The organism is Thioalkalivibrio sp. XN279 (assembly GCF_011089885.1).
Classification (GTDB): Bacteria; Pseudomonadota; Gammaproteobacteria; order Steroidobacterales; family XN24; genus XN24.
The window spans coordinates 188,796-211,424 of sequence record NZ_JAANBD010000015.1 but is presented as its reverse complement, the minus strand read 5'-3'; the positions used below and the strand labels follow the sequence as shown (position 1 = coordinate 211,424).

The following is a 22,629-nucleotide window of genomic DNA, read 5'->3' as shown; positions in this document are numbered from 1 at the left end:
ACCCTGATGAGCGATGCACTGTTCAATCTCTACGGCCGCGTGGCCCTGGTCACCGGCGCCTCGCGCGGCATTGGCGAAGCCACGGCCCGCCTGCTGGCGCAACACGGCGCTCACGTCATCGTCAGCTCGCGCAAGCACGAGAGCGTGGAGGCCGTCGCCGAGTCCATCTGCGCCGCCGGCGGCCAGGCCACGCCCATGGCCTGCCACGTGGGCGAGCCCGATGCCATCGAGGCCGCCTTCGCCCAGATCGAGGGCGCCCATGGCCGCCTCGACATCCTGGTCAACAACGCCGCCACCAATCCGCACTTCGGCCACATCACCGAGACCCCTGTGTCCATGATCGAGAAAACGGTGGACGTGAACATACGCGGCTACTTCGTCATGTCGCAGAAAGCGGCGCTGCTGATGAAGCAGAACGGGGGCGGCGCCATCGTCAACACCTCGTCCATCAACGGCGAGCGCCCGGGTCCTGGCCAGGGGATCTACTCCGTCACCAAGGCAGCGGTCATCTCCATGACCCGGGCCTTCGCCAAGGAATGCGCGCCGTGGGGCGTGCGCGTCAACGCCGTGCTGCCCGGGCTGACCGACACCAAGTTCGCCTCGGCGCTGATCGGCAACGAGCGCATCCTCAACATGATCCTGCCGCTGATCCCGATGAACCGGGTGGCGCAGCCGGAGGAGATCGCGCCGGCCATCCTGTTCCTCGCCTCGGACGCCGCCTCCTACATCACCGGCGCCTGCCTGCCGGTCGACGGCGGCCTGCTCACCTGAGGCCTGGCGGAACGGCGGAGACGGTCCCTTGAACCTGGCGCTGGCGCTCCTGCTGGTCTGGCTCGCGAACCTGCCCTTCGGCTACTGGCGCGCGGGACTCGCCAAGCGCTCGCTGCCGTGGATCGTCGCCATCCACGCGCCGATCCCGCTGGTGTGGCTGATCCGCGACCTGCTCGGGCTGGACTGGCGTCTCGCCACCCTGCCCTTGTTCGTCGGCGCCTACTTTCTCGGCCAGTGGCTCGGCGGACGCCTGCGCCCGGCCCCGGCCGGAGGGGCTGGAGGAACCTGAGGCCTGGCCTATGCTTGGTACAGGCGGTACTGAAGCGAGGTGCCAGTCATGACCGAAGCATCGAAGCGCAAGCAGGTCCTCGACAAGCTGCGCCAGGAACGTGACGAGTTGCGGCTGCAGATGGAGCTGGGCAAGGCGGAATTCCGCGAGGAATGGGCCGGGCTCGAGCGCAAGTGGGAGCGGCTGGAAGGCCGGCTCTCCGGCGCTGCTGGAGAAGCCAGGGAGGCGTCCGGCGAAGTCGGCGCCGCGTTCGGCGTGCTCGCCGAGGAGCTTGGCCAGGCTTACCGGCGTATCCGCGCGAAGCTCGGTTGATCGGGCGCCGACCCTCGGCTGATCCCCCCGATCAGGGCGCAGCGGGTTCCAGGCGGCTGTACTCGACGATGTTGAGGCGGCCGCGCAGGCTGTCGCCCTCGTATTGCTCCAGCGCGACCAGCGCCGCGTCCATGTCCGGCGCGATCCACAGCCGGAACAGCCGGTCGCGACGCCGGCTGCGGTACTCGAGACGCACGGTCTCGAGTTTCCCCAGGGGTGTATCGATGGTTTCGCGCGCGGCCACCTCGACGTCGACTTCTTCGATGCGCCCGCGGTCGTCCACCACCCGGTAGACCTCCGCCAGCTGGCCGCGTGCCAGGTCGTGCGCCAGCGCGAGGCGCAGGCTGAGCAGGTCATAGATGCCCGGCTCCCAGTCCAGCGTCTGGCTGCTGCCGCGATACTCGATGTGCACCTCGCCGGCATAGGGGTCGAATCGCATGGCGCTGTGGCGGTCCCCGAACTCGTCGCGCTTGCGGTAGGACACGGGGACGACCCGCCCGTCTTCGATGTGCACGAGGCTGGTCTCGGTGAGTTCACGCCGGATGAAGCCCAGCAGGCCGCGCGGCTCCGCCCAGGAGCGGTACTGGAAGTAGTCGCCGTCCTGCTGTTCCAGGCGCAGGCCGACGCTGACCGGGATGCCGCGCACCGAGGCGTGGTAGATGGCCTCGTGCGGCGGCACCGCCAGCCCGGGCGCGGCCTCGGGCGCGCCCTCTTCCGCCGCGCTGGCGGGAACCACCAGCATCGCGGCGGCGAGGGCGAGCATGAAGCGGGGCAACAGTCGGATGTCAGCCTCCCTGCGCTTCGTCACGCAGCGCACGGCGCAGGATCTTGCCCACGTTGGTCTTCGGCAGTTCGGCGCGGAATTCCACGTGGCGGGGCACCTTGTACGCCGTGAGGCTCTCGCGGCACCACGCGATGACGCCGTCCCGGTCCAGCACCGCACCTTCACGCTTGACCACGAAAATCTTCACGGCCTCGGTCGACTTCGGGTCCGGCACGCCGATGCACGCCGCCTCGATCACGTCGGGATGCAGCGTGACGACGTTCTCCACCTCGTTCGGGAAGACGTTGAAACCCGACACCAGGATCATGTCCTTCTTGCGGTCGACGATACGGAAGAACCCCTGCTCGTCCATGGTCGCGATGTCGCCGGTGCGCAGGAAGCCGTCCGGGTACATGACCTGCTCGGTCGCCTCCGGGCGCTGCCAGTAGCCTTTCATCACCTGCGGGCCGCGCACGCACAGCTCGCCGGGCTCGCCCACGGGCAGGTCGCGCCCGTCCTCGTCCCGGATCAGCACCTCTGTCGAGGGCAGCGGCAGGCCGATGGTGCCGGTATAGACCGCATCCACCGTGGTGGGCTGCATGGTCACCACCGGTGATGTCTCCGTGAGCCCGTAGCCTTCCTGCACATACTTCCCCGTCACCTCGTGCCATTTCTGCGCCGTTGCGGCCTGCAGCGCCATGCCGCCGGCGCCGGCCCACTTGAGATGCGAGAAATCCAGCCTGGCGAAGTCCGGGTCCTGCAACAGCGCGTTGAACAGCGTATTGACCCCGGTGATGATGGAGAAGTTCAGCTTCGACAATTCCTTGACGAAGGCCGGAATGTCGCGCGGGTTGGTGATGAGCACGTTCAGGCCGCCCACGGACATGAACAGCAGGCAGTTACACACCAGGCTGAACACGTGGTACAGCGGTAACGCGGTGATGACCACCTCGCGTCCCTCGTCGATGAGATCACCGATCCAGGCGTGCATCTGGCGCAGGTTCCCCACCATGTTGCGGTGGGTCAGCATGGCGCCCTTGGACACGCCCGTGGTGCCGCCCGTGTACTGCAGGAACGCCAGGTCGTCCTGCGTCACCTGCACCGGCGTGAAGCCGCGGGCGCGACCGCGCGCCAGCGCCTGCTCCAGCCGCACGCTGCCCGGCAGCTGGTACTCCGGGACCATCTTCTTCACCCGGCGCACCACGAAGTTGACGATGTGGCGCTTGGGGAAAGGCAGCAGGTCGCCGATGCCGGTCAGAGCCACGTGCTTTACCGGCGTGTCCGCGATGACTTTCTGCAGCGTCGCCGCGAAGTTCTCCAGGATGAGGATCGCCTCGGCGCCCGAGTCCACCAGCTGGTGCTTGAGCTCGCGCGGCGTGTAGAGAGGATTGACGTTCACGACCGTCATGCCGGCGCGCAGGACGCCGAACAGGGCCACCGGGTACTGCAGCAGGTTGGGCAGCATGATGGCCACGCGCGTGCCGGGCTTCAGTCCCAGCTCGCCGGAGAGCCAGCCGGCGAACTCGGCCGACATCCGGTCCAGCTCGGCGTAAGTGATGGCGTGGTCCATGCACGAGAAAGCCGGCCGGTCGGCAAAGCGCCGCGCGGCCTGCTCGAAAATGCTCACGAGGGTGGCGCCGTCGCTGAGATCGATCTCAGCGGGGGTGCCGGGGATGTAACTTTCCAGCCATGGCTTGTGCACGTTCCGCTCTCCAGGGGACACAACGACCCGGAATTAAATCAGCAGTCCACAGCCGCAGCTATGCGCACTGCAACAAAGCCGGCGTCAACCGGCCGCCGCCGACAGCGACTCGAAATCGGACGCCAGTGACTCGAGGCGCTCGATCGCCCGCGTCCGCTGTACCGGGTCGAGTCCGGCCAGGAAACCGGCGAGGAATGCCGTGGTGCGGGCACTGTTGCGCGCCACCAGCCCGGCGTACTCCTCGCTCCAGCGGTCCTCCGGCCGCGCGATCAGCGTTTGCGCCGCCAGCGCGAGCGCCTCCTGGTCATGACGGCCGGCCAGCGCGCGCTCCATGGCGTCGATCCAGCCCATGCGGCTCTCCAGCCAGGCCTCCCGCGAGGGCTCGAGCTGCTGCGACCAGGCGCGCACCTCGGCGCGCTGCTGTGCCGAGAGCCGCCCGGTCCAGCGTTTCAGGAAGCGCTCCATGGAGCGCGCCCGGCGAGCCGCCAGCCATTCCGCACTGCGCCCCGAGTCCTCTTCCAGCAATTCCCGGTGTTCCTCCCGCAGGCGCGCGACCAGCTCCGTCACCTGGGCGTCCTCCAGGCCGCTGCCGAGCTCGAGCAGCGGCGGCAGCGACCGGTCGGCCAGCTCCCGCCAGAACGCCCCCAGCTCCTCGCCGCGGGCCCGGATCTCTGCCGGCCCCAGGGCGCCCGGCGCCTCCAGCTGCGCCGCCACCGACCGCAGCCAGGCGGAATAGCGCGGCAGGTGTTCACGGCGATGCCAGTCGTGCAGCGCCTCGAGCTCGGCTTCCAGCGCCGCCCGCTGCTGCGGCTCGAGTTCTACGTAGTCATTCAGCCAGCGCCCGGCAAAACCGTCGGCCCGCTCGTAGATAAAGGCCGTACCGCAGCCGGCCAGCGACAGCAGCGCCGCGCACAGCAGCAGCCCCCGGGAAATACGGCGGCATGGCGACATGTAACCCCTTGCTGGCATCGACTGACCTTGGCGACAGACTGGCATAGGGTTCGTTAACCCTGCATGAACGGGATGCAGCGCGATGACGCGCCTGGGCCCCGGTGGGCCTTCTCACCTGCCCGCGGCCGGGGCATTGCATGGTCCTTCTCGCTTGGAAGTCTTATGCCGCTCGAAGGACCATGCAATACCCCGGCCGCTACTGCGGAGATGCCCCCGACGCTCCTGGCGCAAGGTCGCACCGGATGGCGATGTCAGCGGGCCGCCCTTGTGGCGTCGGCGGCAAGCCACGCCCAGCCCGGTGAACAAGCACGGCGACCCGAGCACGACAGCGCCACGCGTGTGACCGGCCGCACCACTGAACCCCCCCGTCTACGCCGGCAACCTGGTCCGCGTGCACCAGGCCGCTGGACCTGTAACCGGTGTAGCAGCCGGGACATGACCGGGTCCTTCGAGCGGCATAAGACTTCCAAGTGAGAAGGACCCGGTCATGGTCCGGCTGCGGCCAGGTCACTCTTCACGCAAGTCCTGCGCCACCGGCCGCCGGCTGGTGCGCCAGGCGGGATAGACGCCGGCCAGCAGCGCCGCGACCAGGGCCAACAGCACGCCCTGCAGCAGTTCGCCGGCGCTGATCTCGAAGCTCATGGTCCAGCCGAAGGCGCGGCGGTTGATGACGAATACCAGCAGCCCTGCCAGTGCGATGCCCAGCGGCATGGCGAAGATCCCGGCAGCGAGGCCGAGCAGTCCGGTCTGCGCCAGCACCAGGGCGCGCAGCTGGCGCGGCACCCAGCCCACGGCGCGCAGCACTGCGGTCTCGCGCACGCGCTCCAGCTGCAGCGCCTGCAGCGCCGAGAGTATGCCGAGGAAGGCGACCAGGCCGACGAGCACCTGGAGCACGCGCGTGATGGTGAAAGTGCGGTCGAAGACTGCCAGCGAGGCCGCGCGCAGCTCGGCGTTGTTCGACAGCCAGATCGCGCTGCCTGGCGGCAGCACGCTCTCGATGGCGCGCCGCGCGGCGGCATCGTCGGTGCCCGGCGCGAACGTCACGCCGACGCCCTCGCTGCAGGCGTCGCCCCACAGGGCGCGGTAGCGGTCGCGGTGCAGTGCAATCACGCCGCGGTCCGAGGTGTAGTCGCGGAACACCCCGGCCACGGGGAAATCCACCACGCCCGCGGGCGTCGGCAGGCTGATGATGTCGCCGACCCCGGTGCCGCGACGGTTGGCCCAGGGCTCTGACACCAGCACGGCGTCGCCGGCATCGAAGCGCGCCCGGGCCGTCGCGGGATCCCCGGCCAGGATCGTCGACCCCAGGCCGCGCTGGCCCGGATCGACCGCCCACAGGCGCCACTCCTCGCCGCCCGCCTGCAGGCGCAGCCGTTGCGAATAGGTCACCTCGTCGATGCCGGGGAGTGCGCTGAGCTCGGCGGCCAGCGGATCCAGCCCGCCCGCGCTCTCGCACCAGGCGTCGTCCACCGCCAGGTAGAAGTCGGCCACGAGGGTCTGCTGCAGCCATTCGTCGACGCTGAGGCGGAAGCTGCTCACCATCAGGCCGACCCCGATCACCGTGGCCACCGCCACTGCCAGCGCGGCCACTGACACGCCGGTACGGCTGAGCGAGGCTGTGGTGCCGCGGATGGCCATGCGTGCGGGGACGGGCAGCCGGCCCGGGAGCCCGCGGTCGAGCAGGGACATCAGGCCCGCTGTGGCCGGCGGCGTCGCCAGGGCGGCGGCAAGAAAAACCCCGAACAGGCCGGCGAACGACACCACCAGCGAGTGGCGCCCGGCGGCCAGCAGGGCGACGGCGAGGACCAGCGCGACCAGTGCGCTGGCCGCCAGCCACGGCAGGCGTCGCCGCGTGCGCCGTTCCATGGAGGCGCGCGAGAGGACGGCGCGCGGCGGGATGCTGGCCGCTTCCAGCGCCGGACCCAGGGCCGCCAGCAGGGTGGCGCCTACGCCCAACGCAGCCGCCTTGGCGAACGGCCAGCCGGCCAGGGCGAGCGCGTCCACCCGCAGGCGGAAGTACAGGTCGTCGATGGTCTGCACCACCAGCCCGGTGAGGCCGGAGCCGAGGCCGGCGCCCAGCAGCAGGCCGAGCAGCGTACCCGGCACGCCCACGATGAGCGCTTCACCGAGGATGCTGCGGACCATGCCGGCGCGGTCGACGCCCACGCTGCGCAGGATGCCGATGGTCCGGGTGCGGCGCACGACGAGGAAGTTCATGGTGCTGTAGATCAGGAAGGCGCCGACCAGGAGCGCCAGCAACGACAGGGCCGTCAGGTTGAGCCGGAACGCCCGCGTCATGCCGAAGGTGGCGCGCGAGCGCGACGAGGCCTCGACCAGCTCGACCTCGGGCGGCAGGCCCGCCGCCAACGCTGCCGCCACCTCGTCGCCGACGATGAGGTCGATGCGGGTGAGTGCGCCGACCATGCCGAGCAGTTCCTGGGCCGTGGCGATGTCCGCGAAGACATAGCCCGAGGCCGCGGCAGACCGTTCCGGGTCGGGCGCCACTATCCCCGCGACCTCGAGCACGATCGCACCGGCGGGCGAAACGGCCTCGACCTGCTCGCCTGCCGCCACGCCGAGCTCGGCGGCCAGCGGTTCCGGCAGCGCGACGGCGCGCGGCCGCGTCAGCAGGGCCAGCAGGTCGACTTCACCGCTCCAGGCCGTCAGTTCGTCGCGGAACGGGGCCTCGACGAAAGGATCCAGGCCCAGCAGCACGGCCCGGCGCCCGTTCGGCAGCGTGACCGCACCTTCGACGGCGGGCGCTGCCGCGCCGCCGCTGCCCTGCGCACGCAACGCCCGGCGCAGCTCGACGTAAACCGACTCGTCCATGCGCCCGGCGCGAGGCAGCACCTGGTGGGTGGCGCGCCCCATCACCAGCTCGGTCGAGGCGTCGAAGGCGCGGCGCGCGCTGGCGCCGGCCAGGTCCACGCCCAGCACCACGGCCACACCGAGCGCCACGCCGACCACGGCCAGCACGAATTGCCAGGGGTGGCGGGCGAAGAAGCGCCGCCCGGAGCGGGCCAGCAGGCGGCTCACGGCGTGGAGATCTCCAGGCGCCCGTCGTGGATGGTAAAGACCCGGTCGGCGACGCCGACCACCTCCGGGCTGTGGGTCGCCATCACCAGGGTGGTGCCCTCGCGCCGGCACAGGTCGTCGAGCAGGCCCAGAACCTGGCGCGCCGTCTCCAGGTCGAGGTTGCCGGTGGGCTCGTCCGCGATCACCAGGCCGGGCCGGTGGATGAGCGCGCGGGCGAGCGCGATGCGCTGCTGCTCACCGCCCGACATCTCCTCGGGGAAAGAGCTCCCGCGCCCGGGCAGGCCCACGGCCTGCAGCCAGTCCTCCGCGCGCTGCCGCGCCTCCGCGCGCTCCACGCCCAGCAGGTCCAGCGGCAGCAGCAGGTTCTCCAGCGCCGTAAGGGTCGGCACCAGGTTGAAGAACTGGAACACGAAACCGATGTCCCGGCGCCGCAGCCGAGCGAGCCCGTCTTCCGAGAGCCCGGAGAGCGGCTGGCCGCCGATGCGCACTTCGCCCCGGCTGGGCCGGTCCAGCCCGCCGATGATGTTCAGCAAGGTGCTCTTGCCCGAGCCCGAGCGCCCGACCAGCACGATCAGCTCGCCGCGCGCGATCTCGGCGCTGACCTCGCGCAGGACGGGATGGGGCTGGCCGTGCTCGTCGTAGTCCTTGCTGACGGACTCGAGCTGGATGTGGGCGGAGGGATGATCGGTGGACGACATCAGGGCTTCCTTGCGGCTCAGGCCACGTGTTCGCGCCGCGCCACCGTCCGGTTCCGCCGGTCGCGCGACGGCGCGGCCGGGCCGCGCGGAAGCTCAGGATATCAGGTAGATATTGGCGTCAGTCGTCGCGCTCGAGGTCGCGGAACTGGCGGCGCAGCTCGTAGCCCGAGTCGGTGACGATCTGCTCCAGCACGCGGACGCGTTCCTCGAGCTGCTCAATGCGCCCGTCGTCGCGCGGCGGGGCCTGCCTCTTGTGCTGCATGTATTGCGAGATCACCTTCGCCGCGAGAGCGAGGAAGACGATGATGACCACCATCTCGAATGGGTGCACGGCATGCTCTCCTTGTCATTGGTTCGCGGGCTGGTCGGACCAACCCTCAGTCGCCGCGCTCCAGGTCCTGGAACTCGCGGTCGAGGCTGAAGTTGCGCGAGGTGACGTAGCGCTCCATCCGCTGCAACCGCGCGTCGTTGCTGCGAAAACGATGCCGGACGTCGGACAACGTCGCAGCGGGTGACACGCGCACGCCGCGCCAGAACTCCTTGTCGTCCTCGCTGCGGTACATCTGGCCGGGCTTGGTCGGCAGCAGCCACCAAAGGCCAAGGTACACCAGCAGCAGGGTCGGGAAAAAGAACGTGGCGATGACCGTGAGCGCCCGCGTCAACGCCAGGTCGAAGCCGAAGAAGTCGGCCACGCCGGCGCACACGCCACCGAGCTTGCCCGCGTCCGGATCGCGGTAGAAACGGGCGGGATTCGGTTCACGCTTCATGCCTGCATCCTCCGCGAACTGCGCTGGCTCCACAGCTCGCGCTCGTCACGGCTGCCGTAATAGCGCAGCGGCTTGTCGGGCAATAACAGCCCGGCGGCCACGTACACCAGCAGCGTCGGCAGGGTGAACAGCAACAGGGACACCAGGGCGATGATGCGCAGCGGCCCGAGCCGGAAACCGAACTGGTCCGAGAGGCCGGCGCACACGCCCATGATCATGCCGTGGTCGGTGTCGCGGTACAGCCGGACGCCGCGCAGGGAACGCATGCGACGGTTCATGTCCTTTTCCTCCAGTCGGGCACGCGGTCGTCCAGGATGGTTTCCAGCGCGTTGATGCGGCTCTCCATCTTCTGCGCGTCCTGCCACAGATCCTCGAGCATGCGCTGCTCGTCGCCGGACAGCGTGCGCGAGGACTTCCACTTGGTGACGTAGTGCAGGATGACCACCAGCGGCAACACGACGGCCGCGATGATGATCATGAATGCGCCTATGAATTCACTCATGACGATGCTCACTGCTGCTCGTTATCAGTCCTTCCCTCGGTCCCGGCTCAGGCCTTGTCCTGGGTCTCGCTGCCGACACGCTGCTTGAGTGCGGCCAGTTCGGCCTCCACCGACTCTTCGGACTCGAGGCTGGCGAACTCGCGGCCCAGGTCCTTGCGCTGGCCGAGGTCGTAGGCTTCCACGCGACCCTCGACGTCCTCGAGCTTACGCTCGAACTTTTCGAACTTCACCAGCGCGTCGTCGATCTTCGACTCGTGGATCTGGCGCCGCATCTCGAGCTGGTGCCCTGCGGTGCGATGACGCACGACCATGGCCTTCTGCCGCGCCTTGGCGTCGGACAGCTTCTCCTGCAGCCGCGCCATGTCGTCGTTGAGTCGCGCCAGCGCTTCCTCGATCTGTGTGCCTTGCGCCTCCAGGGAGGCCACGCGCTGTTCGGCGGCCGCCTTCTCGCCGAGCGCCGCACGCGCCAGGTCGTCGCGACCCTTGCGCACCGCCAGCTCGGCCTTGCGCGCCCAGTCGTCACCCTCGCGCCGCGCCTCGGCCAGGCGCCGCTCCAGCTGCTTCCGGTCTGCGATGGCGCGGGCGGCCGCGGAGCGCACCTCGACCAGGGTGTCTTCCATTTCCTGGATGATCAGCCGGACCATCTTTTCGGGGTCCTCGGCCTTCTCCAGCAGGGAGTTGATGTTCGAATTCACGATGTCAGAAAAGCGGGAAAAAATGCCCATGGCGGTTCCTCCGTTGTCCTGACAAGAGAATTGCAGGAAGCGTGCCAAGCGGGCGAATAAAGCAACCTGTTGTTTTTTCGTGCCTTTTCTAGCAGCCGACCATAAAACTGGTTTCTGTCACCATTTTTTCGTGGCGTTATTCACCATTATTCGGCATGATCGCCCAATGGATCATGACCAAAGCGCCCCGATGCTGGGCAGTTCGCCCGCTTTCGGCGTCATGCTGGAGCAGGTGTCGCGGCTCGCGCCGCTGGATCGGCCGGCCCTGATCATCGGCGAGCGCGGCACCGGCAAGGAGCTGGTGGCCGCGCGGCTGCACTACCTGTCTCCGCGCTGGGAGCAGCCGCTGGTGAAGCTCAACTGCGCCGCGCTCACCGAAAGCCTGCTCGAGTCGGAGCTCTTCGGTCACGAGGCCGGCGCCTTCACCGGCGCCACGAAACGCCACGTCGGCCGCTTCGAGCGCGCCGACGGCGGCAGCCTGTTCCTCGACGAGCTGGGCACGCTGCCGGCCCGCATGCAGGAGAAAATCCTGCGCGTCATCGAGTACGGCGAGTTCGAGCGGGTCGGCGGCAGCACGACGCTGAGCGTCGATGTGCGCATCATCGGGGCCACCAACGAAGACCTCCCTGCCGCCGCGCGGGAAGGACGTTTCCGCGCCGACCTGCTGGATCGCCTGGCCTTCGACGTCGTGCACGTGCCGCCGTTGCGGGCCCGGCCAGAGGACGTGCTGGAGCTGGCGCAGCACTTCGCGGTGGCCTTCACGGCCGAGCTGAAGCGGCCCTATTTTCCGGGCTTCTCCGAGGACGCCGTCGGGGCGCTGCTCGCCTGGCCCTGGCCCGGCAACGTGCGCGAACTCAAGAACGCCGTGGAACGCTCCCTGTATCGCGCCGCGGAGGCGACGCAGGCGGTGCAGGAGATCCATTTCGACCCCTTTGCGCACGGGCATGAGCCGCTTCCGGCGCAGGACCCGCGCCAGGAGCGGGCCGAGGCTTCAACGGCTGCGACGGCCGCCGGGCCCGACGACGGCTTGCCGCAGGACTTCCGCACCGCCGTGGAGCGCTTCGAGCAGCGCCTGCTGCTGCGGGCGCTGGCGGCAGCGGACGGGAACCGGCGCATCGCGGCGGAGTCACTGTCATTGAGCTACGACCAGTTGCGGGGACTGCTGCGCAAGCATGGCATCGGCGGTCCCGGCAAGCCCGGCCGCCCGCCTGCCTGAGGACAGATAACCCATGAGCCAGCTGTCGCTGCTCACCGTGCTGATCCTGATCGCCGCCACGGTGTTCACGCTGGCGACGGTGCGACGCCTGCACCTGCCGCCGGTGTTCGGCTACGTGCTGGTCGGCGCGTTCCTCGGCCCTGCCGCACTGGGCGTGGTGCCGGAACTGGAGCAAGTGCGGCTGCTGGCCGAGTTCGGCGTGGCCTTCCTGTTGTTCACGCTCGGGCTGGACTTCTCCATTCCCCGCCTGCGCTCGCTGGGCTTCAGCCTGGTGGTGCTCGGCACGCTGCAGGTGGTGCTCACGACGCTGCTGGTGGTGGCCGGGGCATGGCTGCTCGGCAGCCCGCCGGCCGTGGCCATACTGCTAGGCGGCGCCGTCGCGATGTCGTCGACTGCGGTGATGGCGCCGCAGCTCGCGGCGCAGGGCGAACTGACCCGGCGCCACGGCAGCCTCGCTATCGGCATCTCCGTGTTCCAGGACATTGCCGTGGTGCCGTTCCTGGCGCTGGCCCCGGTGCTGGCGGGTGGCGCCGGCCCGGTGGCGCCGCTGCGGGCCGTGTTGCTGGCGCTCGTGGCCCTGGTGGTCGTGCTCGCGGTCGGGCACTGGCTGCTCCGGCCCTTCATGCGCGAGATCGCGCGCGCGCGCCTCGCCGAACTGTTCACCCTTACCGTGCTGCTGGTGGTGCTGGCCGCCGCCTGGGTCACCGAAGCCGTGGGCCTGTCGCTGGCGCTGGGCGCTTTCCTGGCCGGCCTGATGCTGGCCGAGACCGAGTTCCGGCACCGCGTCGAGAGCGACATCCGGCCGTTCCGCGACCTGCTGCTGGGCCTGTTCTTCATCACGGTCGGCGTGACGCTGGACTTCCGCGTCCTGCTGCAGCTGTGGCCCTTCGTCATCGCGTCGCTGCTGCTGCTGACGGTGGTGAAGTCAGCCATCGTCGCTGGGCTCCTGCTGCGCGCTCGTGAAACCCGCGAGACCTCCATCAAGACTGCGATCGCACTCGGCCAGGGCGGCGAGTTTGGCATCGCCATCCTCACCGTGGCCAGCCAGCGCGAGCTGATGGGGCCGGAGGCGGTGCAACCCATGCTCATTGCCATCGTGCTGAGCATGGCCATCAACCCGCTGCTGATCCGCCACGGCGACGCCATCGCGCGCCTGCTCGGCGTGGCGCCGCCGCCGCGACCGCCGTCGCCGGGCCCGGACCCGGTGGCCGCCACGGCCCAGCGCGATCACGTCGTCATCTGCGGCTACGGGCGCGTCGGCCAGAACCTGGGCCGCATCCTCGAGGAAGAGAGCATCGAGTACCTGGCCATCGAGCTGGACCACGAAACCGCGGGCAAGGCCCGCGAGGCCGGCGACCCGGTGATCTGGGGCGATTGCAGTGATCCCGCCATCCTCGGCATGGCAGGGCTGTCGCGCGCCGACCTGGTAATCATCACCGTGCCCGGCCAGCGCGCCGCCCCGCGTATCCTCGCGGCGGTGCGTGAGCAGGCTGCCGACGTGCCGATCCTGGTGCGCGCGCGCGACGACTCGCAACTCGACCTGCTGCTGCAGACCGGCGCCACCGAGGTGGTGCCGGAGACGCTGGAGGCGAGCCTGATGCTGGCCTCGCACATGCTGACGCTGCTCAAGGTGCCCATCGGCCGCGTCGTACGAAAAGTGCAGAACATCCGCGGGGACCGCTACGCCATCCTGCGCTCGGTGTTTCGCGACAGTGCGCGCGAGCCCGGCCAGGCCGAGCAGGCCGAGCTGCAGACGGTCACCTTGCCGGCAGAAGCCGCCGCTGTCGGCCGCAGCCTGGCGGAGCTGGACCTGGAGCGTCACGGCGTGGTCGTGACAGCCATCCGGCGCGACGGTATCGTTGGCCGCAACCCGCTGCCCGACACGATCCTGCGCGAGCAGGACGTGCTGGTGCTGTTCGGGCGCCCAGAAGACCTGGAGCATGCCCTGGGCATGCTCTTCACCTCCCGCTGAACTGGAATGCACTGAGAACCCTATGACTACCCTGGGCACGCCCCTGAGCGACACCGGAACCCGCATGCTGCTGCTCGGCTCGGGCGAGCTGGGCAAGGAAGTCGCCATCGAGGCCCAGCGCCTCGGCGTCGAAGTCATCGCCGTCGACCGCTACGCCAATGCGCCGGCCATGCAGGTGGCGCATCGCAGCCATGTCATCGACATGCTCGATCGCAGCGCCCTGCGCGCCGTGGTCGAGGCCGAGCGTCCCGCGCTCATCGTGCCGGAGATCGAGGCCATCGCCACGGCCGAGCTGCAGGCGCTGGAGGCGGAAGGCTGGCAGGTGATCCCCACCGCCCTCGCCGCACGCCTCACCATGGACCGCGAAGGTATCCGGCGCCTGGCGGCGGAGGAGCTGGGACTGCCCACCTCTCCGTTCCGCTTCGCCGACACCGTGGAGCAGTACCGCGCCGCAGTGGCCGAGATCGGCATCCCCTGCGTGGTCAAGCCGGTGATGAGCTCGTCGGGCAAGGGCCAGTCCACCGTGCGCAGCGAGGCGGACATCGAGCACGCCTGGGACTACTCGCAGCAGGGCGGCCGCACGGGGGCCGGCCGCGTCATCGTCGAGGGCTTCGTCGAGTTCGACTACGAGATTACGCTGCTGACGGTGCGCCATCGCGACGGCACCAGCTTCTGCGCGCCCATCGGCCACCTGCAGGTGGACGGAGACTACCGCGAGTCCTGGCAGCCGCAGCCGATGACCGCGCTGGCGCTGGAGCGCGCCCAGCACGTCGCGGCGGAGGTCACGGGGCGCCTCGGCGGCCACGGCATTTTCGGCGTGGAACTGTTCGTGCGCGGCGACGAGGTGCTGTTCAGCGAGGTTTCGCCGCGCCCGCACGACACCGGCCTGGTGACGCTGGCGTCGCAGGACCTGTCCGAGTTCGCCCTGCACGTGCGGGCCATCCTCGGCCTGCCCGTGCCGGTCATCCGCCAGCGTGGCCCCGCGGCGTCCTGCGCCATTCTCGGCGCAGGCGACTCCGACCGCATGCGCTACGGCGGCGTGTCGGACGCCCTTGAGGAGCCGGACACCGAGCTGCGCCTGTTCGGCAAGCCCGAGGTGCGGGGCAGGCGCCGGCTCGGCGTCGCGCTGGCCCGCGGGGAGAGCCTGGAAGAGGCGCGGGCCAAGGCGCGACGCGTTGCCGAGGCAGTGAGAATCAGCCTGTAGCCGTCAAGGCGCCGCGTCAGGGCGCCTTGATGGAGATGTCGCCGCTGCCGGTGTTGATGCGCGCCTCGCCCTCGCCGGCTCCGATGGTGGCCTTGAAGCTGCGGCGCCCGGACTCGACGTTGCCCATCACGGGGACGTCGACCTTGATGCTGCCGCTGCCGGTGGCCAGGCTGACCTTGAGCGAAAGCGGCGCGCTGCTCGCCAGGGCGACGTCGCCGCTGCCGGTGCGCACCGTCACGTCCCGCAATGCGCCGAGATCGCCCGCAGCCGCCACGTCGCCGGAACCGGTGGCGATATCCAGCTTCGGACCGGCGCCGAGGCCGCGGATCTCGACATCGCCAGAACCTGTACGGGCGCGCAGCGAGCCGATGACGTCCGCAAGCTCGAGGTCCCCCGAACCGGTCTCGACCTGCATCTCGCCGTCCACGCCCCTCAGGCTGACGTCGCCGGAGCCGGTGCGCGCGCGCGTCGTGCCGAGCACGTTCTCGACGTCGACATCGCCGGAACCGCTGCGCGCATCGAGCTGGCCGCGCTGGCTTTTCACCTCGATATCGCCCGCGCGGGTCATCGCGACCAGGACGCCCTGTCCGTCGGCGGCGCGCAGATGACCGTAGTTCAGGCTGAGGTTCAGGTCGGCATCCACGCCGGCCACGCCGATGTCGCCCACGCCCTGGCGCAGCTCGAGCTGGGTGCCCTCCGGGAGCTGCAGCTCGAGGTCGACGCGCAAGGTTTCGCCGCCGTTGCTGCGGACACGGATCCGCTCACCCTCGTACTCGAGGCGCACGTCGAGTCGGCGGAACTGCTCGTCCTCGTAGCGCACCTCGTCCAGGCCGTCCGGCAACCGGACCGAGACACTGGCGGTATCGCCGCGCCGCCCCTGTTCCAGGCGGACTGCATCGGCAATGGCAGCGTCATCCGCCTTCACGGTGGCGCGCAGGACGACAGCACCGGCGCCGGGGACGATACGCACCGAGCCGGCGAGGTTGGTCACCTGCAGCGCGGGCGCGTCGATCTCCAGCTCCACCACGCGCTCGGCGGCGGCCGCCGGTCCGGCCGCGAGGCAGGCCAGCGCGACCAGGGGAGCCAGCAGCTTGTAGGGCATGTTTCTCATGTCACTGTCCCTCCATCTCGACTGTCAACCGGGACACCACTCGCGTCACGCCGGGCACTTCGGCGGCCACCCGCAGCGCGTGCTCGAGCAGCGCTGCGTCGCTGAGGCGCCCGTGCAGCGTGACGACGTCGCCGCTCGAGGACACGGTGATGTCCTCCTCCGCCAGGGCAGTATCGGCAGTGAAGCGGCTGCGCACTTCCCGGGCCAGGGCGCCGTCCGCCGCTGTGGTGGAAGACGCCGGGGCGGGTTCGCTCACCCGGGCCCACTCCACGTCACTGTTGGCGCGATGCACGCCCTCGCCGTCCACCACCAGCACGCAGCCACCGGCAGTGACCGCGGCGGCGCACAGCGCCAGGGCGGGAATGAGCGGCATCTTGAACTTCGTCGACATGGCTTCATAACCTCCGGATAGGAAAAAGAGCTGCGCGGTCGGGCGCAGGATCAGGAATCATCGCGCCAGCGCCGCAACCAGACGGCGCCGGCGAAGAACACGGCCGCGACCACGAGGCCGGCCCACAGCGCCGGTGCGGCGAGGAAGCGGCCGGGCGTGAGCAGTTCGGCCAGGGCGGGGAAAACTGCAGACACGCCACCGTCGACGGCCTCGATGGCGGCATTGCCCTCGCCGCTGAACGCCAGCTCCGCGCCACCGGACAAGCGCTGTCCCAGCAGGATGGCGAAGTACGTGGTGTCGAAAAGCGTCTTCTCCGCCACGATCACCAGCAAGGGCGGCAGCGTGGCCCAGGCCAGGACTGCCCGCTTGGCATAGGCCGAGACCAGCAACAGCCAGGCGTGCACCGGCGCGAGCCATAGGCCGAGCGCGACCAGCCCGTAAGCCAGCACGATCGCGGCCTGCAGCAGTGCCGAGGGGCCGTGCACGAGGAACTGGCTCGTGCCTGCCACGGCGCCCGCCGTGCCCAGGACGAGCCACACGAGCACCGCCGTGGCGACGAATACTCCCAGCGCCTGCAACGGCATGGCGCCGATGGCCGTCAGGTACTTGGAGCCCACGGTCTTCAGGTCGCTCACAGGCAGCGACTTCCAGAACAGGATGCTGCGGTCCTTGCGGTCGGCGTACAGCGCATCCAGCAGGTAAAAGCCGATGATCACGCTGATGACCATGGCAAAGAGTGCGGCCATCGGGAGGAACATGACCATCAGCACCGCGCGGATATCGCCCGGGTCAGCCGCCTCGGCAAAGACGTCGGAGCTGAACTGCACCTCGTCGATCCCCACCCGCGCGATACCGAACACGGCGAACAGCGCCGCCACGACGAACAAGCCGCCCAGCACCGCCGGCACCATCCAGCTGGCGGGATGCTCGACCAGTTCCCGGCGCAACAGAGTGATCATCTGGTTCACGACGCGCCCCCCCTGACCTTGGCGACGAACAGGTCCGCCACGCCGGGCACCTTGAGCTCGCCGAGCGGCGCCAGCTCATCGCGGCTGCGGTTCTCGAAAATGAAGTGATAACGGCCCAGGCCCTGGTGTTCGGACAGCGGTCCCAGCCGGCGCGCCTCATCGGCGCGATCGGGCCGGACCGCGACCTCGATGTATTTCTCGCCCAGGGCATCCATGGGCTCGTCCAGCACCAGCCGGCCGTGGCTGATGAACATCAGGTCGGTGAGAATGTGCTCGATCTCCTCCACCTGGTGGGTGGTGAGCAGGATGGTGCGCTCACCGTCGAAATAGTCGTTCAGCAGCGCGCGGTAGAAGTCCTTGCGGTAGATGATGTCGAGGCCGAGGGTCGGCTCGTCCAGCACCAGCAGCCGGGCGTCGATGGCCATCACCAGCGCCAGGTGCAGCTGGGCGATCATGCCCTTGGACAGCGCGCTGATCTTGCTGTTGCGCTTGATTTCGGTGCGGTCGAGGAAGGCCTCGGCCTTGGCGCGGTCGAAGCGCGGGTGCAGGCCCTGCACGAACTCCAGCGCCTGGCGCACCTTCAGCCAGCGCGGCAGCACCGCGACGTCGGCGATGAAGCACACCTGCTGCATGAGCTCGGCGCGCTGCCGGCGCGGGTCCATGCCCAGCACTTCCAGTTGGCCGTCGAAGTGCCCGAGGCCGAGGATGGCCTTGAGCGCGGTGGTCTTGCCGGCGCCGTTCGGGCCGATCATGCCGACGATGCGCCCGCTTTCGATCTCGAAGTCGACGTTATCGAGTGCCACGGTGCTGCCGTAGCGGCGCGACAGTCCTTGTGCACGAATCACGGTGCTCACTGCGACTTCTCCTCGTCATCCAGCTGCCGGCGCGCCTGCGCCAGCAGTTCTTCCAAATCCAGCTTGAGCCGACGAATGGTGCTCACCACCTCCGGCCACTGCTCGTCGAGAAAGGCCTGGCGTTCGTCTTTCACCAGCGCCTTGCGCGCGCCCTCGCGCACGAACATGCCGCGCCCGCGACGCTTCTCGACCAGGCCCTCGTCCACCAGTTCCTGGTACCCCTTCAGCACGGTGAGCGGATTGAGGCGGTACTCGGCGGCGACGGTGCGCACCGAGGGCAGTGCGTCACCGTCTGTGAGCACGCCCTCGAGGATCATGTTCACCACCCGGTCGCGCAGCTGGCGGTAAATGGGCTGGCTGTCGTTCCACTCGCCTTCCATGGGTTGCCTCCCGGTCTTTTCAGGCAGCGATGGATGCGAGCGTGAGGCACGCGATGGCGAATATCGTCAACATGCGCATGGTCTGTTCGCGGGTCATTTGCGTCTTCATGGCGGTCCTCGCTGGCGGTAATCCGCCCTTGGCTGAGCCGGTGTTGTAGTTGACTATAACACCGATTCGAATAAATGCAACCCCCACCTGCATGCACGCGCCCGACCGGCCCGCCGCTGCTAAAATGCCGGCATCCTGCGCGGGGTCCCAGGCTTGGGGTCCGGCGCCCTATCCAGCAAGCATCCAGCACAGGGAGTCCCCCATGACCCAGCCCGCCAGAGTCGCCATCACCGGCGCCGCCGGCCAGATCGGCTACCAGCTCGCCTTCCGCATCGCCTCCGGCCAGATGCTCGGCCCCGACACGCCGGTCATCCTGCAGCTGCTGGAAATCCCTCCGGCGCTGGGCGCGCTCAAGGGCGTGGAAATGGAGCTGCTGGACTGTGCCCTCCCGACGCTGGCCGGCGTGGTCGCCACCGACAAGCCGGAAGAGGCTTTCGCCGACGCCGACTACGCCCTGCTGGTCGGCGCCAGGCCGCGCGGCCCCGGCATGGAGCGCAAGGACCTGCTGCTGGAGAACGCCAAGATCTTCTCCGCCCAGGGCAAGGCGCTGAACGACAACGCGCACCGCAAGGTGAAGGTGCTGGTGGTCGGCAACCCGGCGAATACCAATGCGCTGATCACCTACTCCAATGCACCCGATCTCGACCATGCGCGCTTCACCGCCATGACGCGGCTGGACCACAACCGCGCCCTGGCGCAGCTCTCGATCAAGACCGGCACACCGGTGAAGGACATCCGCCAGATGACCATCTGGGGTAACCACTCCGCCACCCAGTACCCGGACATCAGCCACTGCACGGTGGCCGGCAAGGCGGCCCCGAAGCTGGTGGACGAGGCCTGGGTGAAGGACGACTTCATTCCCACCGTGCAGCAGCGCGGCGCAGCCATCATCAAGGCCCGCGGCCTGTCCTCCGCCGCCTCCGCCGCCTCCTCGGCCATCGACCACATCCGTGACTGGGCCCTCGGCTCACCCGGCGACGACTGGGTCAGCATGGCCGTGCCCTCGGACGGCAGCTACGGCGTGGCCGAGGGGATCGTGTATTCCTTCCCGGTGCGCTGCAAGGACGGCCGTTGGGAGATCGTGCAGGGGCTGGAGATCAGCGAGTTCAGCCGGGAACGCATGCAGGCCACCGAGGCCGAACTGCTCGAAGAGCGCGACGGGGTCAAGGACCTGCTGTAAAGCCCTGCGGAGGCGCCGCCCGACGGCGGCGCCTCCTGTTCCGCGCCGCCATCCCAGCCGGCGCAACCAGCCCCGGCCCCCCTGCGAAATCTTTGCGGCACCCCCTTTGCGGGGGTTATATTCAAACGCTTGTATGGCTTCATTCCCTTGAAGCCGTCGGCCCGCAAGCTCGAGGGGGTTCATCGTGGCGACTCTGTTCTGGTTCCTCGTTTTCTTCGGCGGCGCGATCGCGCTGGCCTACCGTCGCGTCAGCCTGGGCGTGTTCACTGCGTCCGCCGGCGCCGCGCTGGTGGCCTACACCCTGTTCGGCAGCGGCGGGTTCCTGTGGAACCTCGTGCTGTGGGTGGTGTTCGCCGGGCTGGTGGCGCTGAATGTCGAGGACTTCCGCCGCGAGCGGCTGACCCGCCCGATGCTGAAGATGTACCGCAAGATGCTGCCCTCCATGTCGCGCACGGAGCGCGAGGCGCTGGAAGCCGGCACGGTGTGGTGGGAAGGCGAGCTGTTCGCCGGCGTGCCGCGCTGGAACAAGCTGCTCGGCGCGCCCGCCCCGCAGCTCTCCGAAGAAGAGCAGGCTTTCCTCGACGGGCCGTGCGAAGAGTTGTGCCGCATGAACGACGAGTGGCAGGTCACCCACTCGCTGCAGGACCTCGCGCCCGAGACCTGGAAGTTCCTGCGCGAGAACGGCTTCTTCGCCATGATCATCCCGAAGCACTACGGCGGGCTCGAGTTCTCGGCCTACGCGCACAGCCAGGTGCTGACCAAGGTCGCCAGCCGCAGCGCCACCCTCGCCTCGACGGTCGCCGTGCCGAACTCCCTCGGCCCCGCCGAGCTGCTGCACAAGTACGGCACCGAGGAACAGAAGAACCGCTGGTTGCCGGGCCTCGCCGACGGCAGCGAGATTCCCTGCTTCGGCCTGACCAGCCCGCGCGCCGGCTCCGACGCCGCCTCCATCCCCGACACCGGGGTGGTGTGCAAGCAGGAAGTCGACGGCGAGGAAGTCGTGGGCATCCGCATGAATTTCTCCAAGCGCTACATCACCCTGGCGCCCGTCGCCACCGTGGTGGGCGTGGCTTTCCGCCTGTTCGATCCCGACGGCCTGCTGGGCGAGGAAAAAGACCTCGGCATCACCCTGGCGCTGGTCCCTGCGGGCACGCCCGGCATGGAGATCGGCCGCCGCCACCTGCCGCTGTCGGTGCCGTTCATGAACGGCCCCATCGAGGGCAAGGACGTGTTCGTGCCGCTGGACGCCATCATCGGCGGGCCGAAGATGGCCGGCCAGGGCTGGCGCATGCTCATGGAGTGCCTGTCCGTCGGCCGGTGCATCTCGCTGCCGTCCAACGCCAACGGCGGCGCCAAGGCGGCGGTGTTCGCCACCGGCGCCTACAGCCGCATCCGCAAGCAGTTCGGCATGTCCATCGGCCGCTTCGAGGGCGTGCAGGAAGCCCTCGCGCGCATGGCCGGCTTCGCCTACATCATCGACGCCGCGCGCAGCGTCACCATCGCCGCGGTGGACGCGGGCGAGAAGCCCGCCGTGCCGGCCGCCATCCTCAAGTACCACTGCACCGAGCTCGGCCGTGACGTCACCGACGACGCCATGGACATCCACGGCGGCAAGGCGATCTGCATGGGGCCGAAGAACTACCTCGGCACCGGCTACAACTCGGTGCCGGTGATGATCACCGTGGAAGGCGCGAACATCCTCACGCGCAGCCTGATGATCTTCGGCCAGGGCGCCATCCGCTGCCATCCCTTCGTGCTGAAGGAGCTGCATGCGGCCCAGGACCCGGACCAGGAAGCCGGGCTCGAGGCCTTCGACCGCGCCCTGTTCGGCCATATCGGCTACGCCTTCTCCAACGCCGCCCGCGCCTTCGTGCTCGGCCTCACCGGCGCGCGCGGCGCCGAGAGCCCGACGCGCGGCCCGACGCGGCGCTACTACCAGCACATCGGCCGCTTCAGCGCTGCCTTCGCGCTGGTCTCCGACACCGCCATGCTGACGCTGGGCGGCGCCCTGAAGAAGAAGGAAATGCTGTCCGCCCGTCTCGGCGACATACTCTCCAACCTCTACCTCGCCTCCATGGTGCTGAAGCACTGGGAGAACCAGGGCCGGCGCGAGGCCGACCTGCCGCTGGTGGAGTGGAGCTGTCGCTTCCTGCTCTACCGCGCCCAGGAACAGCTGCACGGCTTCCTGCGCAACTTCCCGGTGCGCTGGGTGGCGCGCATGCTGCGGCTGGTGGTGTTCCCGCGCGGGCGCAGCTTCAGCTCGCCGCGCGACAGCCTGTCGCGGCGCATCGTCGAAGGCGTCATCAGCCCGGGCGAGATGCGCGACGGCCTGTGCGAGGGCGTGTACCGCACCGTGGAGCCCGGCAGCCATCTCGGCCTGCTGCAGGAGGCGATGGAGCTGTCCATCGAGGCCTCGCCGCTGGAGAAGAAGCTGCGCAAGGGCGCCAAGGAAGGCAAGATCCAGGCCCTCGGCCTCGCCGGCCAGCTCGAGGAAGCGGTGGCCGCGGGCATCCTGAGCGCAGCGGAAGCAGAGAAGCTGCGCCAGGCCGACGAGAAGATCATGGCGATCATCCACGTCGACGACTTCGCGCCGGAGGACCTGTCGCCGTTCGTGCGGCCGTCCGCGGAGGACACGGCGGACAAGCCCGCGCGCAAGCCGCGCGCACGCAAGTCGGCGCAGGAAGCGGCCGAAACCACCGAAGCCTGACGGCGGCGGGGCCGGGTAAGA

General features: G+C 69.3%; 23 protein-coding genes. 8 read left to right on the top strand and 15 right to left on the bottom strand.

Annotated features, from left to right (window positions below):
- Window positions 1-6 precede the first annotated feature (6 nt).
- From G8346_RS02565 to G8346_RS02555, 3 genes are read left to right on the top strand one after another with little or no spacing between them, the layout of a single operon-like run.
- On the top strand, window positions 7-771 hold the full coding sequence (locus G8346_RS02565; protein WP_166047899.1) for an SDR family oxidoreductase: 765 nt from the start codon (window positions 7-9) through the stop codon (window positions 769-771).
- A gap of 28 nt (window positions 772-799) precedes the next feature.
- Window positions 800-1,060 carry a hypothetical protein gene (locus tag G8346_RS02560; protein WP_166047897.1) on the top strand — a complete coding sequence of 87 codons (261 nt, stop codon included), beginning with the start codon at window positions 800-802 and terminating at the stop codon, window positions 1,058-1,060.
- A gap of 48 nt (window positions 1,061-1,108) precedes the next feature.
- A complete protein-coding gene (locus G8346_RS02555) occupies window positions 1,109-1,372 on the top strand; it encodes a hypothetical protein (RefSeq protein WP_166047895.1) in 264 nt (87 codons plus the stop codon).
- Between the two features lie 31 nt (window positions 1,373-1,403).
- Here the strand turns inward: G8346_RS02555 and G8346_RS02550 are convergent, their stop codons facing one another.
- From G8346_RS02550 to pspA, 10 genes are all read right to left on the bottom strand, one after another.
- A complete protein-coding gene (locus G8346_RS02550; RefSeq protein WP_166047893.1) occupies window positions 1,404-2,180 on the bottom strand; it encodes a DUF3108 domain-containing protein in 777 nt (258 codons plus the stop codon).
- Window positions 2,158-3,837: an AMP-binding protein gene (locus G8346_RS02545; protein WP_166047891.1), complete on the bottom strand. Its 1,680-nt coding sequence runs from the start codon at window positions 3,835-3,837 to the stop codon at window positions 2,158-2,160. Before G8346_RS02545 ends, G8346_RS02550 begins: the two co-directional genes overlap by 23 nt.
- A gap of 84 nt (window positions 3,838-3,921) precedes the next feature.
- Window positions 3,922-4,788: a DUF6279 family lipoprotein gene (locus G8346_RS02540; RefSeq protein ID WP_166047889.1), complete on the bottom strand. Its 867-nt coding sequence runs from the start codon at window positions 4,786-4,788 to the stop codon at window positions 3,922-3,924.
- Between the two features lie 507 nt (window positions 4,789-5,295).
- A complete protein-coding gene (locus G8346_RS02535) occupies window positions 5,296-7,824 on the bottom strand; it encodes an ABC transporter permease (RefSeq protein ID WP_166047887.1) in 2,529 nt (842 codons plus the stop codon).
- Window positions 7,821-8,522 carry an ABC transporter ATP-binding protein gene (locus G8346_RS02530; protein WP_166047886.1) on the bottom strand — a complete coding sequence of 234 codons (702 nt, stop codon included), beginning with the start codon at window positions 8,520-8,522 and terminating at the stop codon, window positions 7,821-7,823. Before G8346_RS02530 ends, G8346_RS02535 begins: the two co-directional genes overlap by 4 nt.
- 118 nt (window positions 8,523-8,640) lie before the next feature.
- Window positions 8,641-8,853, bottom strand: a complete 213-nt coding sequence (locus tag G8346_RS02525; protein ID WP_166047884.1) for a hypothetical protein — start codon at window positions 8,851-8,853, stop codon at window positions 8,641-8,643.
- Window positions 8,854-8,899: 46 nt separating this feature from the next.
- On the bottom strand, window positions 8,900-9,289 hold the full coding sequence (gene pspC / locus G8346_RS02520) for an envelope stress response membrane protein PspC (protein WP_166047882.1): 390 nt from the start codon (window positions 9,287-9,289) through the stop codon (window positions 8,900-8,902).
- Window positions 9,286-9,567, bottom strand: a complete 282-nt coding sequence (locus tag G8346_RS02515) for a PspC domain-containing protein (RefSeq protein WP_166047880.1) — start codon at window positions 9,565-9,567, stop codon at window positions 9,286-9,288. Before G8346_RS02515 ends, pspC begins: the two co-directional genes overlap by 4 nt.
- Window positions 9,564-9,791 (bottom strand): envelope stress response membrane protein PspB, encoded by a 228-nt coding sequence (gene pspB, locus G8346_RS02510; RefSeq protein WP_166047878.1) that lies wholly within the window; start codon window positions 9,789-9,791, stop codon window positions 9,564-9,566. The genes G8346_RS02515 and pspB overlap by 4 nt, the downstream gene beginning before the upstream one ends.
- A 47-nt stretch (window positions 9,792-9,838) precedes the next feature.
- Window positions 9,839-10,516 (bottom strand): phage shock protein PspA, encoded by a 678-nt coding sequence (pspA, locus tag G8346_RS02505; RefSeq protein ID WP_166047876.1) that lies wholly within the window; start codon window positions 10,514-10,516, stop codon window positions 9,839-9,841.
- A 166-nt stretch (window positions 10,517-10,682) separates the two neighbouring features.
- Between pspA and pspF the strand changes: the two genes are divergently transcribed.
- From pspF to purT, 3 genes are read left to right on the top strand one after another with little or no spacing between them, the layout of a single operon-like run.
- Window positions 10,683-11,732 (top strand): phage shock protein operon transcriptional activator, encoded by a 1,050-nt coding sequence (pspF, locus tag G8346_RS02500; protein ID WP_166047874.1) that lies wholly within the window; start codon window positions 10,683-10,685, stop codon window positions 11,730-11,732.
- 13 nt (window positions 11,733-11,745) lie between these two features.
- On the top strand, window positions 11,746-13,704 hold the full coding sequence (locus G8346_RS02495) for a cation:proton antiporter (RefSeq protein ID WP_166047872.1): 1,959 nt from the start codon (window positions 11,746-11,748) through the stop codon (window positions 13,702-13,704).
- Between the two features lie 22 nt (window positions 13,705-13,726).
- A complete protein-coding gene (purT, locus tag G8346_RS02490) occupies window positions 13,727-14,908 on the top strand; it encodes a formate-dependent phosphoribosylglycinamide formyltransferase (protein ID WP_166047869.1) in 1,182 nt (393 codons plus the stop codon).
- A 16-nt stretch (window positions 14,909-14,924) separates the two neighbouring features.
- On the opposite strand, the gene G8346_RS02485 is transcribed toward purT, so the two are convergent.
- Genes G8346_RS02485 through G8346_RS02465 form a run of 5 tightly spaced genes read right to left on the bottom strand, consistent with a single transcriptional unit; the run spans window position 14,925 to window position 18,612 of the window.
- Window positions 14,925-16,019: a DUF4097 family beta strand repeat-containing protein gene (locus G8346_RS02485; protein WP_166047867.1), complete on the bottom strand. Its 1,095-nt coding sequence runs from the start codon at window positions 16,017-16,019 to the stop codon at window positions 14,925-14,927.
- 1 nt (window position 16,020) lies between these two features.
- Window positions 16,021-16,410, bottom strand: a complete 390-nt coding sequence (locus G8346_RS02480) for a BON domain-containing protein (RefSeq protein WP_166047865.1) — start codon at window positions 16,408-16,410, stop codon at window positions 16,021-16,023.
- A gap of 50 nt (window positions 16,411-16,460) precedes the next feature.
- Window positions 16,461-17,369, bottom strand: coding sequence for an ABC-2 transporter permease (locus tag G8346_RS02475; RefSeq protein WP_240901259.1), 909 nt, complete (start codon window positions 17,367-17,369; stop codon window positions 16,461-16,463).
- A 5-nt stretch (window positions 17,370-17,374) separates the two neighbouring features.
- Window positions 17,375-18,232 (bottom strand): ABC transporter ATP-binding protein, encoded by an 858-nt coding sequence (locus G8346_RS02470; protein WP_166047861.1) that lies wholly within the window; start codon window positions 18,230-18,232, stop codon window positions 17,375-17,377.
- Complete coding sequence (locus tag G8346_RS02465) at window positions 18,229-18,612, bottom strand: GntR family transcriptional regulator (protein WP_166047859.1); 384 nt, start codon at window positions 18,610-18,612, stop codon at window positions 18,229-18,231. The genes G8346_RS02470 and G8346_RS02465 overlap by 4 nt, the downstream gene beginning before the upstream one ends.
- Before the next feature lie 311 nt (window positions 18,613-18,923).
- On the opposite strand from G8346_RS02465, the gene G8346_RS02460 reads away from it, so the two are divergent.
- Complete coding sequence (locus G8346_RS02460) at window positions 18,924-19,901, top strand: malate dehydrogenase (protein WP_166047857.1); 978 nt, start codon at window positions 18,924-18,926, stop codon at window positions 19,899-19,901.
- A 184-nt stretch (window positions 19,902-20,085) separates the two neighbouring features.
- The gene (locus G8346_RS02455) at window positions 20,086-22,608 is read left to right on the top strand and encodes an acyl-CoA dehydrogenase (RefSeq protein ID WP_166047855.1); all 2,523 of its coding nucleotides are present in this window, start codon (window positions 20,086-20,088) and stop codon (window positions 22,606-22,608) included.
- The last annotated feature ends 21 nt before the right edge of the window (window positions 22,609-22,629 follow it).

Bases quoted from the DNA above. Each gene is read 5' to 3' on its own strand.
- G8346_RS02565 (WP_166047899.1), top strand. From the start codon at position 7: ATGAGCGATGCACTGTTCAATCTCTACGGCCGCGTGGCCCTGGTCACC.
- G8346_RS02555 (WP_166047895.1), top strand. From the start codon at position 1,109: ATGACCGAAGCATCGAAGCGCAAGCAGGTCCTCGACAAGCTGCGCCAG.
- G8346_RS02540 (WP_166047889.1), bottom strand. From the start codon at position 4,788: ATGTCGCCATGCCGCCGTATTTCCCGGGGGCTGCTGCTGTGCGCGGCG.
- G8346_RS02530 (WP_166047886.1), bottom strand. From the start codon at position 8,522: ATGTCGTCCACCGATCATCCCTCCGCCCACATCCAGCTCGAGTCCGTC.
- pspC (WP_166047882.1), bottom strand. From the start codon at position 9,289: ATGAAGCGTGAACCGAATCCCGCCCGTTTCTACCGCGATCCGGACGCG.
- G8346_RS02515 (WP_166047880.1), bottom strand. From the start codon at position 9,567: ATGAACCGTCGCATGCGTTCCCTGCGCGGCGTCCGGCTGTACCGCGAC.
- pspB (WP_166047878.1), bottom strand. From the start codon at position 9,791: ATGAGTGAATTCATAGGCGCATTCATGATCATCATCGCGGCCGTCGTG.
- pspA (WP_166047876.1), bottom strand. From the start codon at position 10,516: ATGGGCATTTTTTCCCGCTTTTCTGACATCGTGAATTCGAACATCAAC.
- pspF (WP_166047874.1), top strand. From the start codon at position 10,683: ATGGATCATGACCAAAGCGCCCCGATGCTGGGCAGTTCGCCCGCTTTC.
- G8346_RS02495 (WP_166047872.1), top strand. From the start codon at position 11,746: ATGAGCCAGCTGTCGCTGCTCACCGTGCTGATCCTGATCGCCGCCACG.
- purT (WP_166047869.1), top strand. From the start codon at position 13,727: ATGACTACCCTGGGCACGCCCCTGAGCGACACCGGAACCCGCATGCTG.
- G8346_RS02485 (WP_166047867.1), bottom strand. From the start codon at position 16,019: ATGAGAAACATGCCCTACAAGCTGCTGGCTCCCCTGGTCGCGCTGGCC.
- G8346_RS02480 (WP_166047865.1), bottom strand. From the start codon at position 16,410: ATGTCGACGAAGTTCAAGATGCCGCTCATTCCCGCCCTGGCGCTGTGC.
- G8346_RS02475 (WP_240901259.1), bottom strand. From the start codon at position 17,369: ATGATCACTCTGTTGCGCCGGGAACTGGTCGAGCATCCCGCCAGCTGG.
- G8346_RS02465 (WP_166047859.1), bottom strand. From the start codon at position 18,612: ATGGAAGGCGAGTGGAACGACAGCCAGCCCATTTACCGCCAGCTGCGC.
- G8346_RS02460 (WP_166047857.1), top strand. From the start codon at position 18,924: ATGACCCAGCCCGCCAGAGTCGCCATCACCGGCGCCGCCGGCCAGATC.